General features: G+C 40.9%; 12 protein-coding genes and 3 tRNA genes. 8 read left to right on the forward strand and 7 right to left on the reverse strand.

Going from position 1 to position 16,308, the window contains the following annotated elements; all coding sequences use genetic code 11:
* Nucleotides 1-355: IS3 family transposase (locus tag T530_RS15205; protein WP_027728750.1), on the forward strand; the 355-nt coding region annotated here is incomplete at its 5' end.
* A 164-nt stretch (nucleotides 356-519) separates the two neighbouring features.
* On the opposite strand, the gene T530_RS14050 is transcribed toward T530_RS15205, so the two are convergent.
* On the reverse strand, nucleotides 520-1,461 hold the full coding sequence (locus tag T530_RS14050) for a hypothetical protein (protein ID WP_051537921.1): 942 nt from the start codon (nucleotides 1,459-1,461) through the stop codon (nucleotides 520-522).
* Between the two features lie 191 nt (nucleotides 1,462-1,652).
* Here T530_RS14050 and T530_RS0109175 point away from each other — a divergent pair, with 191 nt between their 5' ends.
* The gene (locus T530_RS0109175) at nucleotides 1,653-2,885 is read left to right on the forward strand and encodes a hypothetical protein (RefSeq protein WP_027728751.1); all 1,233 of its coding nucleotides are present in this window, start codon (nucleotides 1,653-1,655) and stop codon (nucleotides 2,883-2,885) included.
* On the opposite strand, the gene T530_RS14055 is transcribed toward T530_RS0109175, so the two are convergent.
* On the reverse strand, nucleotides 2,882-3,826 hold the full coding sequence (locus T530_RS14055) for a hypothetical protein (RefSeq protein WP_051537922.1): 945 nt from the start codon (nucleotides 3,824-3,826) through the stop codon (nucleotides 2,882-2,884). The genes T530_RS0109175 and T530_RS14055 overlap by 4 nt on opposite strands.
* Nucleotides 3,827-4,123: 297 nt before the next feature.
* On the opposite strand from T530_RS14055, the gene T530_RS0109185 reads away from it, so the two are divergent.
* Complete coding sequence (locus T530_RS0109185; RefSeq protein ID WP_027728752.1) at nucleotides 4,124-4,747, forward strand: flavin reductase; 624 nt, start codon at nucleotides 4,124-4,126, stop codon at nucleotides 4,745-4,747.
* Nucleotides 4,748-5,484: 737 nt separating this feature from the next.
* On the opposite strand, the gene T530_RS0109195 is transcribed toward T530_RS0109185, so the two are convergent.
* From T530_RS0109195 to T530_RS0109205, 3 genes are all read right to left on the reverse strand, one after another.
* A tRNA-Arg gene (locus tag T530_RS0109195) sits at nucleotides 5,485-5,559 on the reverse strand.
* Nucleotides 5,560-5,590: 31 nt separating this feature from the next.
* Nucleotides 5,591-5,675: transfer RNA gene (locus tag T530_RS0109200), tRNA-Ser, on the reverse strand.
* A gap of 31 nt (nucleotides 5,676-5,706) precedes the next feature.
* Nucleotides 5,707-5,792: transfer RNA gene (locus tag T530_RS0109205), tRNA-Ser, on the reverse strand.
* 170 nt (nucleotides 5,793-5,962) lie between these two features.
* Between T530_RS0109205 and T530_RS0109210 the strand changes: the two genes are divergently transcribed.
* The 4 genes from T530_RS0109210 (at nucleotide 5,963) to T530_RS0109225 (ending at nucleotide 10,862) form a co-directional block, all read left to right on the forward strand.
* Nucleotides 5,963-6,544, forward strand: coding sequence for a hypothetical protein (locus tag T530_RS0109210; RefSeq protein WP_027728753.1), 582 nt, complete (start codon nucleotides 5,963-5,965; stop codon nucleotides 6,542-6,544).
* A gap of 120 nt (nucleotides 6,545-6,664) precedes the next feature.
* Nucleotides 6,665-7,999 (forward strand): SH3 domain-containing protein, encoded by a 1,335-nt coding sequence (locus tag T530_RS0109215; RefSeq protein ID WP_027728754.1) that lies wholly within the window; start codon nucleotides 6,665-6,667, stop codon nucleotides 7,997-7,999.
* 29 nt (nucleotides 8,000-8,028) lie between these two features.
* Nucleotides 8,029-10,017 carry an ABC-F family ATP-binding cassette domain-containing protein gene (locus T530_RS0109220; protein ID WP_027728755.1) on the forward strand — a complete coding sequence of 663 codons (1,989 nt, stop codon included), beginning with the start codon at nucleotides 8,029-8,031 and terminating at the stop codon, nucleotides 10,015-10,017.
* Between the two features lie 71 nt (nucleotides 10,018-10,088).
* Nucleotides 10,089-10,862: an SAM-dependent methyltransferase gene (locus T530_RS0109225; protein ID WP_197018263.1), complete on the forward strand. Its 774-nt coding sequence runs from the start codon at nucleotides 10,089-10,091 to the stop codon at nucleotides 10,860-10,862.
* A 190-nt stretch (nucleotides 10,863-11,052) separates the two neighbouring features.
* Here T530_RS0109225 and gltX read toward each other — a convergent pair whose 3' ends face one another.
* A complete protein-coding gene (gltX, locus tag T530_RS0109230; RefSeq protein ID WP_027728757.1) occupies nucleotides 11,053-12,630 on the reverse strand; it encodes a glutamate--tRNA ligase in 1,578 nt (525 codons plus the stop codon).
* A 234-nt stretch (nucleotides 12,631-12,864) separates the two neighbouring features.
* Between gltX and pta the strand changes: the two genes are divergently transcribed.
* Nucleotides 12,865-13,896, forward strand: a complete 1,032-nt coding sequence (gene pta, locus T530_RS0109235) for a phosphate acetyltransferase (RefSeq protein ID WP_027728758.1) — start codon at nucleotides 12,865-12,867, stop codon at nucleotides 13,894-13,896.
* A gap of 131 nt (nucleotides 13,897-14,027) precedes the next feature.
* On the opposite strand, the gene T530_RS0109240 is transcribed toward pta, so the two are convergent.
* Complete coding sequence (locus tag T530_RS0109240; RefSeq protein WP_197018264.1) at nucleotides 14,028-16,160, reverse strand: PP2C family protein-serine/threonine phosphatase; 2,133 nt, start codon at nucleotides 16,158-16,160, stop codon at nucleotides 14,028-14,030.
* Between the last annotated feature and the right edge of the window lie 148 nt (nucleotides 16,161-16,308).

Here is a 16,308-nt window from a genome sequence, read left to right on the forward strand (position 1 = left end):
ACTTGTAATGAGTATGATAAAAATTGCTTTCAAGAAAATAAAAAATCCGAACGGGGTAATTATTCATTCTGATCATGGCTGGCATTATAGACATATTTCATACAAAAACTTTCTGCGAAAAAAAGGCGCTGTACAAAGTATGTCCAGAAAAGGAAACTGCCTTGATAATGCAGTAATTGAAAACTTCTGGGGAACCTTGAAATCAGAATGGTTTTATCTTAATAAGTTTTCTTCAGTTGAAATATTTCTGGAACAACTAGAACATTACATTTATTATTTTAATTATGAAAGAGATTCAGGTGTCCTTAATTATCGGACACCTGTTGAAGTTCGTAATGAAAAACTGGTAGCATAAAAACTATCCAAAAAATTGGGTTCAGTTCAATTGCGTCTGGGAAGGCAGAGTTGCGCCATAAATTTAAGCACCCCAGTTTTCCTGTTCTAAAAGACATGAAAACCGGGGTACTTTATTTTGTAAATGTTGTTTTAATGTTATTGAAAATTTTCTTCAAGTAAAAGTTATGCCTGCGCTGTTTCAGCTTTCTGCTTAATAGGCAGCATTACAATTTCTTTGACTTGTTCAACGGTCATTTTTAGAGATTTAGCAATAAGTTCTACTGATGCTCCATTTTCATAAAATGAACGTGCATCTTCAATGGCTTTCTGCTGGGCACCTTCGGCACGGCCTTCTTCGCGGACAGTTTTTTCGTATATTTCCTGGTCAAATTCGGCTAACATCAAACCAATAATCTCCCATTTCTGCTCTTCAAACAAGCCGTCTAAAAGTTTTCCGTTAATTGCATCATCAACCGCGGCTTTTACAGCTTCGTCTCTTTCCTGTCCGCTTGTAATTCGCTTTCGGACATTTGCAACAAAGTTACTGTAATCATACAGTGCTTTGCATTTTTTTTGAAGAGCCGGATTGTGATTTGCGTTGACATTTAGTACCGTGCAAGTCCATTCAAATTCACCTGGTTCTGTTGATTTTTCAAATGCATCTGAAAGACGGTATTTTATGATATCATCCTGTTTAGTTGTGCCATTATAAAAGACCACAAACTTTGGAGCCGGGATTTTTACAACAGTACTACCGTAAAGCATCTGTTTGCGTCCGGCAATATACGACTGATACAGTTTTGCAAAATACATCAGTCCGCGAAGCGGCATATTTGGATTAACGGTGCTTTGATGTTCGTATAAATTCATTTCAGAATCTATAAGGAAAGAAAGGTCGTCTTTCATTGTCAGAAAAAGTGCATTCTGAATTGTTGTGATTTGTAAATCGTTGATATCCGTGTAATTCGAATCATTCAAAGCATTGTAAAGTGATAACAGCCAGCCTTTACTTCTGTCGTCTTCACCTTTGAAAATGAAACGGAACAGCGTGTCTTTGTAGTCCCGTTTTGCCTTTTCTTCAATGTCTGTAGATTCAGGATTTGGTAATTTTTTTGTTTTTGCCATATTGGTCTCCGTTTTTTTTGATTTAAACTTTCTGTATATAAATTCTCTCAGATAATGTTGTTTTGACAAAAATTCTGGAAAAAACTTTGAGAATTTTGAAGAATTTTTTTTGAGAACACCTATACATTAAACGCAGTAATCTAACTTACTTTCAGTTCTGCTAAAAAACGTGGTATAATGCATCTATCATTATGAAACGAAAATTATCACTTTTATCAATTTGTATTCCATTAGTTGTATTTTTCCTGATTTTTGCCGGTATAAAATTTACAACGAGCAAAAATCACTCAATTAAAGTTGGTTTTTATAATATAAGCGAAGTACAGGAAAAGGCTTTTACTGATTGTATCAGTGCAATCTGTTTGGATAAAAAAATAAATGTTTCTTTTTTTACAGTTACTCCGGATTTATATTCAAATCAGATTCAGAAAAATAAAATTGATTTGATTATATGTGCCGCAGGTTATGCCCTCAAAAATTCTACAGCTAGTGCGCAAAAGGATGTAAATATTTCAAATGAGGTTATTGGGGGGATGTATTCTTCTATGCGTGAGGCTATAATTGCCTTTCATGGAAAGAATAAGGCCGTTCCGCTTATTGTTGATAACCTTGAAATTGATATCGATATTTCTGAGTTTAAAATGTCTGGTATGGAACGAATTGCAACCTGGAAGGATATAGAACAGCTGGCGAAAAAAGTTTTGAATAAAGAATTTGAGCCAATCAGTTTTGCAGGTGCAGAGCCGGTTTTTCTTCTTGATTTACTTGGCGGAATCGGAGAAGCGTTTGACGGATATGATGGATATAATAAGGCTACCGAGATTTTGGCAAAGGCATCCGTAAAAGCAAAAAGCTCTCCTGATTCTTTTGATGCAACTGTGCTTGTAAAATCTCTTTTTCTTGATGAAGATGCACCGCTCCCTTCTTCGTTGTATTACCTTAAGCAATTGATTAATAAGGGGCTGATTTCAAAAGCATCAAAGGATTTGGTTCATAATGATATAAATTCTTTTGTCATTTATCGTCTGACAAGCATTTTCTTTACAACACTGTCGCTTCATAGAGGTTATAACGAAAAGGCAATTTCCCGCTATAGTTCTATCTTTTTTCCGTCTAAACTTTCTCCGTCAGGAAGACATTTTACGGCGAACTCAACTTTTGCCGTTCCTTTGAAATCTGATGATAAGGTTTATTCGATAATTGAAGCTTTGCTTTCTGCGGAATACCAGGAAAATTTATGCCAGAAAACAGGTCTTGCCCCGGTTCTTGCAAATTGCCGTGTACCAGATAAGCAGTCTGATGATGTTCGCTACTGGATCGCTTCAACTAACGCTCCCGTAGCCGGCCTTGGCCACGAAGCCTATTTTACCCCCGACCAGCTTCAGAAAATCCGCTCTGTAATAGATGAATATTTATTTTACTAATTCACCGTTTCCGTTTCCAGCTGCCCTTTGAGTTCAAGGACTTTTTCAAGCTGGAGACCTTCTGCCTGGGCAATTTGTTCGTCGGACAGGATTTTCATTTTGAGAAGATTAATTGCAGCTTCTACGGCTTTCTGCTGGGCGCCTTCTACGCGGCCTTCCTTACGACCCTCTTCGCGGACTGTTTTTTCGTATATTTCCTGGTCAAATTCGGCTAACATCAAACCAATAATCTCCCATTTCTGTTCTTCAAATAAGCCGTCCAGAAGTTTGCCCTTAATTGCATCATCAACAGCTGTCTTTACGGCTTCGTCTCTGTCTTGTCCGCTTGCAATTCTATTTCGGACATTTGTTACAAAACTACTATAATCATACAGCGCTTTACACTTTTTTTGAAGAGTTGGGTTATGATTTGCATTTACATTTATTACTGTTGCTGTCCATTCAAATTCACCCGATTCATTCGGCTTTTTGAATGCATCGGAGAGGCGGTATTTTATCATATCTTCCTGCTCTGTCTCCCCGTTGTAAAATACAACAAAGTTTGGTGTCGGGATTTTTATAATCGTACTACCGTAAAGCATTTGTTTACGTTCGGCAATATGCGACTGGTACAGCTTTGCAAAATACATCAGACCGCGAAGTGGCATGTTAGGGTTTACAGTAGACTGGTGTTCGTATAAATTCATTTCCGAATCTATTAAGAAGGATAAATCATCTTTCATTGTTATAAATAGTGCATTTTTAATTGTTGTGATTTGTAAATCATTGATGTCTGTGTAGTTTGAATCGTTGAGTGCGTTATAAAGAGAAAGAAGCCAGCGTTTACTTCTGTCATCTTCGCCTTTAAAGATAAAGCGGAACAACGTGTCTTTATAGTCACGCTTTGCTTTTTCTTCAATGTCTGTTGATTCTGGATTAGGTAATTTTTTGTTTTTTGCCATTTTTATCTCCTGGGGTTTTAAAATTCTCTATAGATAATATGGCTTCGATGTAGTAAAAATCGGAAAGGACTTTGGAAAAAACTTTGAGAATTTTGAGGAAAATTCAGGGTAAAACTATACTTTAGTACAAGATGATGAATAACTGGCAGTTGCTGTCATGCCCGAGCGTGGAGGGGCGCGAAGCGCGTGCGAAGCACCGACCGTAGGGGAGCCCGGAAGGCGACTAGGTGTTGAGGCTGGCACAAAAGTTTCTTTAAAAAATCGCGAGGTCATTGTAAAATTAGTCTGGAGGCAATTATGGAACAAAAGGCGTTTTACAATCTTTCTTATGGGGTGTTTATTCTTGGGACGAAATCTGGGGATAAAATTAATGCCTGCATTACAAATACCTGTTTTCAGGCGGCGGCGAATCCTGTGAGGGTGGCAATTTCCTGTATAAATCAGAATCTTACCTGCCAGATGATTAAGGAATCGGGTGTTTTTTCTCTTTCTGTTCTGGATAAGACCTGCACCTTTGATACGATTTCGCGTTTTGGTTATCAGAGTGGCCGCGATGCAGATAAATTTGCGGGATTTGATTACTTGCTTGATTCGAACGGATGCCCTTTCGTTACTTCGCAGGTTTGTTCAGTCTTTGAATGCAAGGTTGTATCGAGCGAAGATTTGGGAAGCCATACTCTTTTTGTTGCTGAAGTTACCGATGCAAAAGTTGTCAGCCAGAATGCGCCTCTAACCTATGCCGACTACCAGGCAAATGTAAAACCTAAGAAATCTGATGCGGCTGCCCCTGGCAAAAAGATTGTTGCCTGGAAATGTAAAATTTGCGGATATGTGTATAAGGGTTCAGAATTGCCAGCGGACTTTGAATGCCCGATCTGTGGTCACCCGGCTGAGGATTTTGAGCCGGTGTATGAGGAGTAATCATACATATATTAATGTGTTAACGGCTGTGAAGGAAAAATTGTCAAACTAGGAGGAAATGTTCGTCTAGTAGAGCGGATAAATTCTCCTGACTAGGAGGATATGTCCGCCTGACTTGACGGACATGTCCGTTTAACTAGACGGAAACATCCGTCAAGCCAGGTGAATGTTTTCGGTTACAAAATCGACGATAAAGTAACGGCGCTTGAAATAACAATGGCACCTGTTAAGGATTTTTAACAGCTGAATTGCAAAAGAAAAATGCTGCGGATTTGTCGCCAAAGAATGAAGATGTAATATGCGACGAACTTAAAAACGGGGTTAATGATTACGTGCTTACAAGTGGCTGCGTTAGACAAGTGCGTTTTATGGATATAGATTTTAATTAATCGCTGCAATTCTTTCGAGTTTTTGTAATACGCCCGCAGTGTCTATGCCTTATAATAAAAGTGAAGTGACAAACTTCATTAATTGATGAACCTTTCGTCTTTGAGACTGACACGATTCGCCGCGACGGTCGCAAACGTCGTGTTTGCTCCCTCTGCGGCGCCTCCGTTCGCTAAATTGCCATCCATGGCAATTTTTGTAAAATGGATGAACCTAAAAAAGTGCTCCATGTCTTCGCACTTTTTCTTAACGGTTCTTCGATATTAAATGTTTCGAATCGTGTTTTAGATTTTTAATACTTTAGTTTAAAATGAAAAAGGCTCACAATTACTTGTAAGCCTTTCGTTTTTTGAGACTGACACGATTCGAACGTGCGACCCCCACCTCCGCAGGGTGGTGCTCTAATCCAGCTGAGCTACAATCTCATTCATAATGTGGGCAGCAGAGCTGCTTTCTCGGAAGCGACAGGAGTTGAACCTGCCCACCCCTTACGGAAGTGACGGATTAGCAATCCGTTGTATTACCGCTCTACCACGCTTCCAGTTGTAAACCGGAAAGTTTTCCAGTTTTATCGGAGCGAGAGGGATTCGAACCCCCGGTAACTTGCGCTACAACGGTTTTCAAGACCGCCCCAGTACGACCGCTTTGGTATCGCTCCAATAGGTAAGCAATACTATAGGTTGTTTATAAAAAAATGTCAATAGTTAATGCCTTTGCTTTGAAAAAAAAGTGAAATTTTAACGAATTTTTTGCCTTTTATTCCCATTTTCATCATTATTTATTTGTCAGATAGTCAAATTGACTATAAAATATAAATGAGAGGTTTGTATGAAAAACTATAATTTAGCAATATTTGGCGGAATTTCGCTTCTGGGTCTTCTTGTTTTGATTTTTCCGACATTCTGGATAAATCTTGTTGTTTTTATCGTAGGGCTTGGAGCCGTTGCATATGGCCTTTATAACCTTTTAGTAACTAAGCGTGTTTATCAGGATTCAATGTATGAAACTGTAATTCTCGTAAAATCTGTTTTCAGTATTGTTATCGGTTCTATTTCTGTAATTCTTCCGATTGCTGTTGCTGATGCTATGTGGAAAACCATGATTTACGTGCTGATTGTATATCTTCTTCTTGCTGCCATCATCGGTTTTTATTCGGTTTCCCTTTTGAAATCTACGGAAATTGACCGCAAGCGCTTTGTTTTCGAAAATCTTTCTCTTTTGCTGCTTGCTGTTGCCCTCATCATAATTTCTCCTGAGCGTCTTGGTATTTTTATTGTGCGTCTTATCGGTCTTGCAGCCTTTATTCTTGGAATTTTTATGATAGCAATTACACTGATGTCTGAGAAAAACGTCGTTGATGCTGAGGTTGTAGAAGTGAGAGAGGGGGAAGATGGCTCTGAAGAAGATTAATTTTACACTTTCTTCTATCAACTGACATTATTTTCAATATATGTTAATATTCAAAGGCATCGTAATCGGTGCCTTTTTTAATTTGCGAAGGCATTTTTGAACAGGAGTTCACTTCTAAATATGAAACGCTTTTTTTCATCATCATTAATAATCACAATTTTATTTTCAACTTTAATTTTTACATCCTGCAAAGACAAAGTTATGGGCTGGTCGGTAGTTCTCTGGAATATTCCGGAAAGCAATCTTCAGAGCGGTGATGTAGTGCCGGTTTACATCAAATCAAATATTTCGCACGTTTACGTAATCGGACTGGAAGATGGAAAAAAGATCGAAGTTCCTCTCTGGCAGCTTACAGATCCTCTTTCAAAGAAAAAGAACCTTAAGTCTAAAGTCCGCTATGAGGAATATGCCCGCACTTATGCTTCTGTAAAACTTGACGGACTTCCTTGCCGCGCCGAGCCTGTAAATACTGCAAAGCAGGTTTACCGCCTCCGCAAGGGTGAAGTTATCAAAATCCTTTACAAGGGAAAAGGCCAGGTTGTAATGGCCGGAAAAACTGCGCTTGAAGGTGACTGGTTCCGCATCCTTACAAAAGACGGAACTCAGGGCTGGTGTTTTTCTTACAACCTTAATCTTTATGAAACTGATGTTACTGGAAATCAGCTTGGTGGCGAAGTGATTGCTGAAGAAGAAACCGAAGACGTTGTCTTTACCGAAATTGCCCAGAAGATCTGGTATCCTGATTATTTTGACACAATGATTAAGTCGAATAATATCGATTTGTCACGCATGCATCCGTCATTCAACTTCAGAATTGATACAGAAAACAAAAAGGTAAGCCTTAACACCAAAGATATTCACGAAACTTGGGATTATAAGGGCTACACAAAGAATGATGACCGCGAATTTGCCCTTACAGATATTCCTGTAGTGATTATTTCGCGCCGTTCAAACTTCATCGTTCTGCGTTATACTGGCGAAGACGGCAAGCCTCAGGAACTTGATTTTGTTACAATCGATGCTGATTTGAATGAGATTATTGAGAACGAACGCACTCGCCGTTCATGGTCATATCTTCAGATTTGGTCGCGCGGTCCGGTTTACACAAGTACAAACTACGGAAAGCTTGTATTTGATGAAGACGGTTCTTTCCAGTGGTCAAACTTTCGCCTGCTCGTTCCTTCTGTAATTAAATCTACTGCAAAGAATGCGGGAACAGCTCAGGTAAAATATACGATTTCTAAGTCGCTTGCACAGAATTATGACGGCGTTGTTACCCTCAAATTCAACGGAATGAATGAGGAAGTAAACTTCCTTTACCGCCTTGAAGATGACGGACTCCGCCTTGAAGACGCCACAAGTGCAAAAATTGACGGAAATCAGATTAAGGAAAGAAGCGCCAGCCCGATTATTGTTTACTTTAAGCGCCAGTCTTCTTCGGGCTCAGCTCAATAGTTATTTGAAAGTAAAACACAGGATTTTTTATGGCATTTGTTCAATTTTCTAAGGTATCGCTGGCATTTGGTGACCGCGATATTCTTAAAGATGTTACTATAAACCTTCAGACTGGAAGCAAGGTTGCACTGACAGGTGCAAACGGAGCCGGAAAGTCTACCCTCATCAAAGTTCTTGCGGGGCTTGTTCAGCCGGACAGCGGTACCCGCGCAGTTCAGAAAGACAGCCGCATTGCCTATCTTCCACAGAGCGGACTCACCCACCACGGCTGTAGTCTTCGCGAAGAAGCAGACAAGGCCTTTGAATTTGGCTACGAGATGCAGCGCCAGATTGACGAACTTGGCGAGCAGATGGCGGCAAACCCTTCGAACACAAATCTTGCTGTGCGTCAGGCAGATTTAATTCAGGCACTTGAGGAAAGCGGCTGGCACCGCCGCGAAGCAGCTGCAGAAAGTGTTCTTTTAGGTCTTGGATTTTCCCGCGCAGATTTTGACAAGCGTACAGAAGAATTTTCGGGCGGATGGCAGATGCGTATTGCCCTTGCCAAGGCTCTTATGCAAAATCCTGATATTCTGCTTCTGGACGAACCAACAAACTACCTTGATATTGAAGCCCGCAACTGGCTTGAAGGCTTTTTGAAAGACTTTAACGGCGGCTTTTTGCTCGTCAGTCATGACCGCTACTTTCTGGACGTTACAATCAACGAAGTTTACGAGCTTTTTGGCGGCGACCTTAAACGTTACCCTGGAAACTTTACTCACTACGAAAAAGTACGCGAAGTAGAACTTAAAACCCTGATTGCTGAATACGAACAGCAGCAGCAGGAAATCAATAAACTTGAAGAATTTATAAACCGCTTTGGCGCTAAGGCAACTAAGGCGGCTCAGGCTCAGGAATATCAGAAGCGCCTTGAAAAAATGGTTCGCATCGAAATCCCTGAATCGCTTAAAAAGATACATTTCAGCTTTCCGCCCGCTCCTCATGCAGGAAAACTTGTTTACCGCATGAACTCAATCTGCAAAAGTTATGACGGCGCCCACAATGTTCTGGATAATCTTGAACTCCAGCTTGAAAACGGCGATCGCCTTGTAGTTGCAGGACGAAACGGTGCGGGTAAATCTACTCTCCTTCGCATTATTGCAGAGCAGGACAGCGACTTTACCGGCGAGGTTATTCCGGGGGCAGGTGTAAAAATCGGTTACTTCAGCCAGGATAACGCCGAAACAATTAAGGGAAAGCAGACAATCCTTGAATACCTTGAAGGTGAAGCTCCTCTTGAGCTCATTCCAAAGCTCCGCGATATGCTGGGTGCCTTCCTTTTCCGCGGCGACGACGTTTACAAGAGCCTTGATGTTCTTTCCGGCGGTGAAAAAGCACGAATTGCCCTGCTTCAGCTTTTGCTCAGCCCTGTAAATCTTCTCGTACTCGACGAACCGACCAACCACCTTGACATTCACAGTAAGGACGTCCTTCTCGAAGCCCTCAAATCTTTTGGCGGCACCGTTGTTTTTGTAAGCCACGACCGCGGTTTTATCGAGCAGCTTGCAACCCGCGTTATTGAGCTGACTCCAGGGCACTTCCGTACCTTCCCGGGCAACTACGAGTTTTATATGGAACAGATTGCTAAGGAAGAGGAAAACGAGGATGCACAATCGCAAGCTTTTGCAAAGCAAAAGGTTGGTGCTTCCGTTAACGGCACCAGTGTTGGTGGTAAAGTTACGACGGAAGCCGCCCCTCAACGCCCCGACCTTTCCACCGGCCGTCTTTCCTACGAAGAACAGAAACGCCTGGAATCCGAGCGCCGCAAGGCAGAAAAACTCGTTGCCAAAATTGAAAGTGAAATCGAAGCTCTGGAAGCAAAAAAATCTGAGCTTGAAGCAAAAATGGCAGATCCTTCAGTTTATTCAAACGGAGAAAAGGCAAAGGCCGTTCAGCGAGAAATAGAAGAAGTTTCAAATCAGATAGACGCAAAAACCGCTGAATGGGAATCTGCCAGCGAAGCATTGATGGAGTTTTAAATACCTGTCATGCCAGGTCTAAATGAGTGTCATGCCCGGGCTTGACCCGAGCATCTATAGGAGAACATTATATGGAATCAGAAAGCCCAAAAAAAGAAAAATCTCTCCCACAGGAAGCACCTCTCCCGGAATTGCAGGCGGCACTCTACCTTATTCCTGTTACCCTTGGTGAAACTCCGGTTTTTCAGGTACTTCCGGGCTACAACCATGACATTATAGTTGGAATTAAACATTTTATTGTAGAAAATATCCGTTCGGCACGACGTTTTCTCAAAAAAGTTGAAAAATCAATTGATATAGACGAACTTACTTTCTACGAGCTCAATCGTCACACAGAACGTAAGTTCATCAGTGAATACTTAAAGCCTCTTGCCGAAGGAAAGCCAGTTGGAATCATCAGTGAGGCTGGTTGTCCTGCAATTGCAGACCCGGGTGCTGATGTAGTTGCGATTGCCCAGCAGAAAGGACTACGTGTAATTCCTCTTGTTGGTCCTTCCTCAATCATTATGTCTGTTATGGGAAGCGGCTTTAATGGTCAGTCTTTTGCCTTTAACGGCTATCTTCCGGTAGAAACTCCACAGCGCATAAAGTCATTAAAAAAACTGGAAACTAAAATCTATAACGAAGATCAGACACAGAGCTTTATAGAAACTCCTTACCGCAATGCAAAAATGATTGATACAATTTTGCAGGCACTTAAGCCTCAGACAAAACTCTGTATTGCAGCGGGAATTACTACACCGGATGAATATATCAAAACTTTGACTGTTGAACAGTGGAAAAAACAGAAATCAAAAATCCCAGAATTAAACAAAATCCCGGCTATCTTTGTACTTTATAAATAATATTTAAAATAAAAAAAAGTGGTTTCCGGTCGCAAAGCATGGTTCAAAACCGCGCGGTACCGCGCTACATGCTGATTGTGGTAAAGAAACTATTTACCCTGCCGCTCTCGCGGCACTCCACAATCAGAATGTTTTTGCCCCATGCTTTACTCCCTCGCACCACTTTTTTTTCTTAAAATGCGAGTTAGTCCTACAAAGTTGCCAATGTTCTTTCAATTCGAGCCAAAGACTTTTCTTTGCCCAAAACTGCAATTGAACCGATAAGCGGTGGAGAAACGCGGCTTCCTGTTACGGCCATACGAACCGGCATCATAAAGTCACCGAGTTTAATACCAAGTTCTTCTGCTTTTGCCTTAGCAAAGGCTTCTGCACCTTCATGGTCAAGTTCGAATACTTTAGAAACAAACTCTTTTGCGTTTTCAAGAACTTCTTTTGTCTTTGCAGCATCAAGCTTTTTAGGAATAATCTGCTCTGCTGGTGGAACAGCTGGTTCTGTAAACATAAAATGAACCATTTCTGCAGCTTCTGTTAAGAACTTAAGACGTTCCTGAATAAGAGGCATAAGTCCCATCAAAGTCTTTTTAACGTCTGCAGAAGACATATTCATTGATTTGTCTACGCAGTAAGGCTCGCCGTCTTCGCCAAGTGCAACGCCAGAGAATTCTGGACCAACATTTGGTTTTGGCTGTGGGTTTTCAGGGTTGATTTCCAGTGTAGCATCGCCAGTACCAGTGATGAATGGCAAAGTCCATTTGTACAAATCTTCTGTGCTAAGCTGGCGGATGTAGTTGGCATTGAAGTATTCAAGCTTTTTGTAGTCGAATACAGCAGGAGCCTTGTTCAGGTGCTCAAGTTTGAATGCCTTTGCAAGTTCATCAAGAGTATAGAATTCTTTTCCTTCTTCGTAAGAACATCCAAGCATTGCAACGTAGTTTACAATTGCCTGTGGAAGATAACCGCGTGCACGGAATTCGTTCAAAGAAGTTGAACCGTGACGTTTAGAAAGTTTTTTACCGTCTGAACCGTTTACCATTGGAAGGTGGCAGAATTCAGGGTGTTCCCAGCCGAATGAGCGGTACATCTGAACGTGGAGTGGAGTAGAAGGAATCCATTCCTGAGCACGCATTACATGGCTGATTTCCATCAAGTGGTCATCTACGATGTTTGCAAGGTGGTATGTTGGGAATCCGTCTGACTTCAAGAGAACTGGATCCGGAGAAATATCTTCATTTTTCCAAACGATGTCGCCAAGAAGGTGGTCGTGGAATTTTGTTTCGCCTTCCATTGGAACCTTAAGACGGATAACGTATGGTTTTCCTGCATCAAGATTAGCCTTTACTTCTTCTGGAGTAAGGTGACGGCAGTTGCGGTCATAACCTGGTGCCATCTTGTTTTCTGTCTGAATCTTACGAATGCGGTCAAGGCGTTCTGCATCACAGAAGCAGTAGTAAGCTTCGCCGTTTTCAATAAGCTTCATAGCATATTTTTTGTAAAGTTCAAAACGTTCACTCTGAACATAAGGACCAAAATCTCCGCCTTTAGCTCCGCCTTCGTCCCATTCAATTCCAAGCCATGCCATTGTGTCATAAAGGTTCTGAACGTATTTTTCGTCATAGCGAGTGCGGTCTGTATCTTCAAGACGAAGAATAAATTTTCCGTTCTGAGAACGTGCAAACAAATAATTAAAAAGTGCTGTGCGAACGCCACCAATGTGCTGCATACCAGTTGGAGATGGTGCGTATCTTACACGAACTTCTTTCTCTGACATATAAAACCTCTAAAAAAATTATTTTCTTCTATAAAAGTGTTCTGTTATTTTAATGAAAAGAAGGATTATGCGCAATGTACGCTGGTCGTAATTAAATTTTCAACTTCCGAATGTCCTGAACCAGCTAACACTTGCTTATAAGCAAGTGGCATGGATTATTCGTTTTTATATTGAATAATGCAAATCATAGTTATATTCTATTAATGTAATAATTTTTATATAGAGGTAAATATAATGGCATTTGTTGACGAATTGCTTAAGAAGGCAAAAGCTGCAAACAAAACAATCGTTCTTTGCGAAGGCGAAGATAAACGCGTTGTAGAAGCAGCTTCTAAAATCGTAAAAGACGGAATTGCAAAAATCATTTTGATTGGAAGCGATGAAGATATTAAGGCTAGCGGTTCTAACGCTGATTTGAGCGGTGTTACAATCGTTGATCCTGCAAAAGATTCAAATGCAGACAAATATGCAGAGCTTTTGTTCAAGGCTCGTGAAGGAAAAATCAACAAAAAAACAGGGGAACCAGAATATGCTGATGTTGCAGCAGCAAAAGCCGCAATTCTTAAAGACCACACAATGTATGGTGCTTTGATTTTGAAAGCTGGCGATGCAGACGGATTCGTTTCAGGTGCTTGTCACTCAACAGCTAACACTCTCCGCCCGGGTCTTCAGGTAATCAAAACAGCTCCTGGCTTCAAGACAGTTTCTTCTTGTTTCATCATGGTAGCTCCAGAAGGCGGAAACGCTTACGTTCCAGAGGGAGTTGCAGTATTTGGTGACTGCGCTATCAACATTGAACCAAGCGCAGAAGAACTCTGCGACATCGCTCTGGCATCTGCTGATACAGCAAAGAAGATTGCAGGAATTGAACCACGCGTTGCAATGCTTTCTTTCTCTACAAAAGGTTCAGGAAACGATGCAAAATTCTATGACACAGTTTCTAAAGTTCAGAAAGCAACAGAACTTGCAAAAGCTGCAAAACCAGAGCTTGCATTGGACGGTGAATTCCAGTTCGACGCTGCGGTTGCTCCAGAAGTAGGAGAACTCAAGGCTCCAGGAAGCAAGGTTGCTGGACACGCAAATACATTCATCTTCCCTAACATTAACGCTGGTAATATTGGATACAAAATCTGTCAGCGCATGGGTGGCTGGATGGCAATTGGCCCAGTATGCCAGGGCTTTGCAAAACCATTGAACGACCTCAGCCGTGGCTGTAACGTAGACGATATCGTTGCAACAGTTGCCGTAACCGCTTTGCAAGCATAAATAATAAGAAAAAAAAGCCATGCGGGTCCCAGCGACGGCGTAAATCAGGGTACCACCCCCTCGCGGGTTCCCCCCTAATTTCCGCCTGCGTCCCACATGGCTTTTTTTATCTATTTTACTTAGCAATATCCTTAGTCACTATCCAGTGCTTCCAGGAAGTCCTTCGAATCTTCACGCTTCATAACAATAATCGTTATATCATCTTTTCTGTCAGCTTCGGCTACAAAGAATTTAACAGCATAAGTCAGTTCATTAAGAATGTGGTGGGCGCTTTTTGAGTGGTTTTCTTTAAGAATTTCCATAATGCGTTCCCGACCAAAAATTTCATGCTGTAAATTTTCTGCTTCAGTAAGACCGTCGGTAAAAGTAACAAGAATATCATCCTTGTTCATTGAAAAACTTACATCGCGGAATTTAACGTCAACGTTGTACATACCGATTGCTCCACACTGCTCAGAATCACGGTTACCTACAATTTCTTCACATTCGCCGCTTTCGGCTCTGTAAATAATAGGGCGTGGATGGCCTGCATTCGAATAATCTATATTACACTCGTCATTTTCCTTAAATTCCCTGATGCGCATCATAATTCCGGTCATGTAGTTATCAATCGCGCCTTTTGCAACAATCAAATCGTGGTTTACATCAAGAAGACATTTTGAAATCGGCACATCATAAAAGCGGCTTTTCTGGAAGGCATTATAAACGATGCTCTTAGAAAGCATTGTAACAAGGCTGGCTGCAACGCCGTGACCGGAAACGTCAAAGAGGCACATACCGTCAAGAGTTGTTCCCAATCCGTAGAAGTCAAAGAAGTCACCCGAAACTTCACTCAGGGGGTCGTAGGAAACGGCAATATCCCAGCCCTTGTAGCTTTTGTGGGGAGCCTGGAAAAGTCTCTGCTGTACAACCGAAGCCATCTGCAAATCAATGTTTGAACGGTGAATTCTTTCAAGCAGGCGTTCATTTGATTCGTGCAGGTTTTCGGTTTGCTTGCGGACTTCTTCCTGAAGGTTTTTATTCAAATATTCATTTTTTTCAAGGGCGCTTGCATGACTGTGCGACAGCATAAAGAGATAGCTGATGATATTGAGCTGCCAGCCGAAGTAACTGAAGAAAGGCAGGGTTGTAATTCCAAGAAATCCCCGGACAATGATATCTGCAATAACAGAAAGAACAAATGGTGCCAGACAGATTGTGATGTTAATTGCCCTGTACCTGCAGGCTGGAATCAGAATACCCCGGATAACGCAGTTTATAAAAATAAGTATATGGATAAAAGTTAGAAAAAATTCAATTTTAGTAATGCTGATAAGTTCGTCATAATTATGAGTGCTGTAAAGAATGATAATTTGTGCCGTAAGAATGACAACTCTTATGATATCAAGATATTTTTTCCTTGGAAGCGCAATATAGTTTCTTGCAAAGGAAATCCAGAGGGCAAAATCTACTATTCCGGTAAAACAGAGGCTTGTGCGGTAAAATTTATAAAATGGAATGCCTAAAATCTCATGCACAAAAGGCATGGCAGGAGCAAAAAGTGTACTGCAGAAAACGATGGTACAGAGGTTTAAAACAGCAAACCAGATATATGCAGGCTTATGATGATGCAGAATGAAAAGGAACAGAAATAAAATCATTGAGGCGAACATACCGCCTATATAGAACATATAGTTGTAGGTGTTCCAGAATGAAGTTATTTTTGCGGCCCGTTTGCTTCTGTACTGAGTTGAAACAAATGCCTTTCCTGAAATTTCTCCTTTTCCGTGATTGTAAACCTGAATTAAAATGGTATTCTTTCCGTTTGAATTAAGGCTTTCTTTAGGTAGATTGTAGATACCGGGAAGATAAAGCTGTGAAGTTTCTGTTGGCGGGAAGGAACCGCTTTGTCCTGCAAAGTTTCCGTTTATCCATACTTTATTTGCGAAATGTATGTAAGTAATAAAAAGTCCTAAATCTTTATATTGAAGCTCTTCGGGAAGGGTGAATTCAGCTTTTAGCCAGATAAAATGTCCGCCAAGTCCTACGATTTTACAAAGATTCTGTTTTCCAAATTTAAGGGGTTTGTTAATGGTTTCGATTTCTTCTGTAGTTGGATATTGAGAATGGTCAATAAGACCCCAGGTAAATTTGTCACTCAAATCCAGTTCTAGAGATTCTGTAGGAATTTTTTCATTGTGCACACCTGATATCACAATGAAGCTGGCAGTACAGATTGTAAGTATGACATAAAGTATGCAGAGTAATGATTTAAATTTAATCATATTTGCAACTTTAAAATTATAACATGTATTAAGATTTTTTAAACAAAAAAATGGAAGTGTCATTGCCGGATCAAGTCCGGCAATATATCAAATTGTTGGTTTTGTGAACCGCACTCACACACTTTTTATGTATAAAAAGTGTGCTTCT

This window comes from Treponema sp. C6A8 (assembly GCF_000619925.1).
In the GTDB taxonomy this organism is placed as follows: Bacteria; Spirochaetota; Spirochaetia; order Treponematales; family Treponemataceae; genus Treponema_D.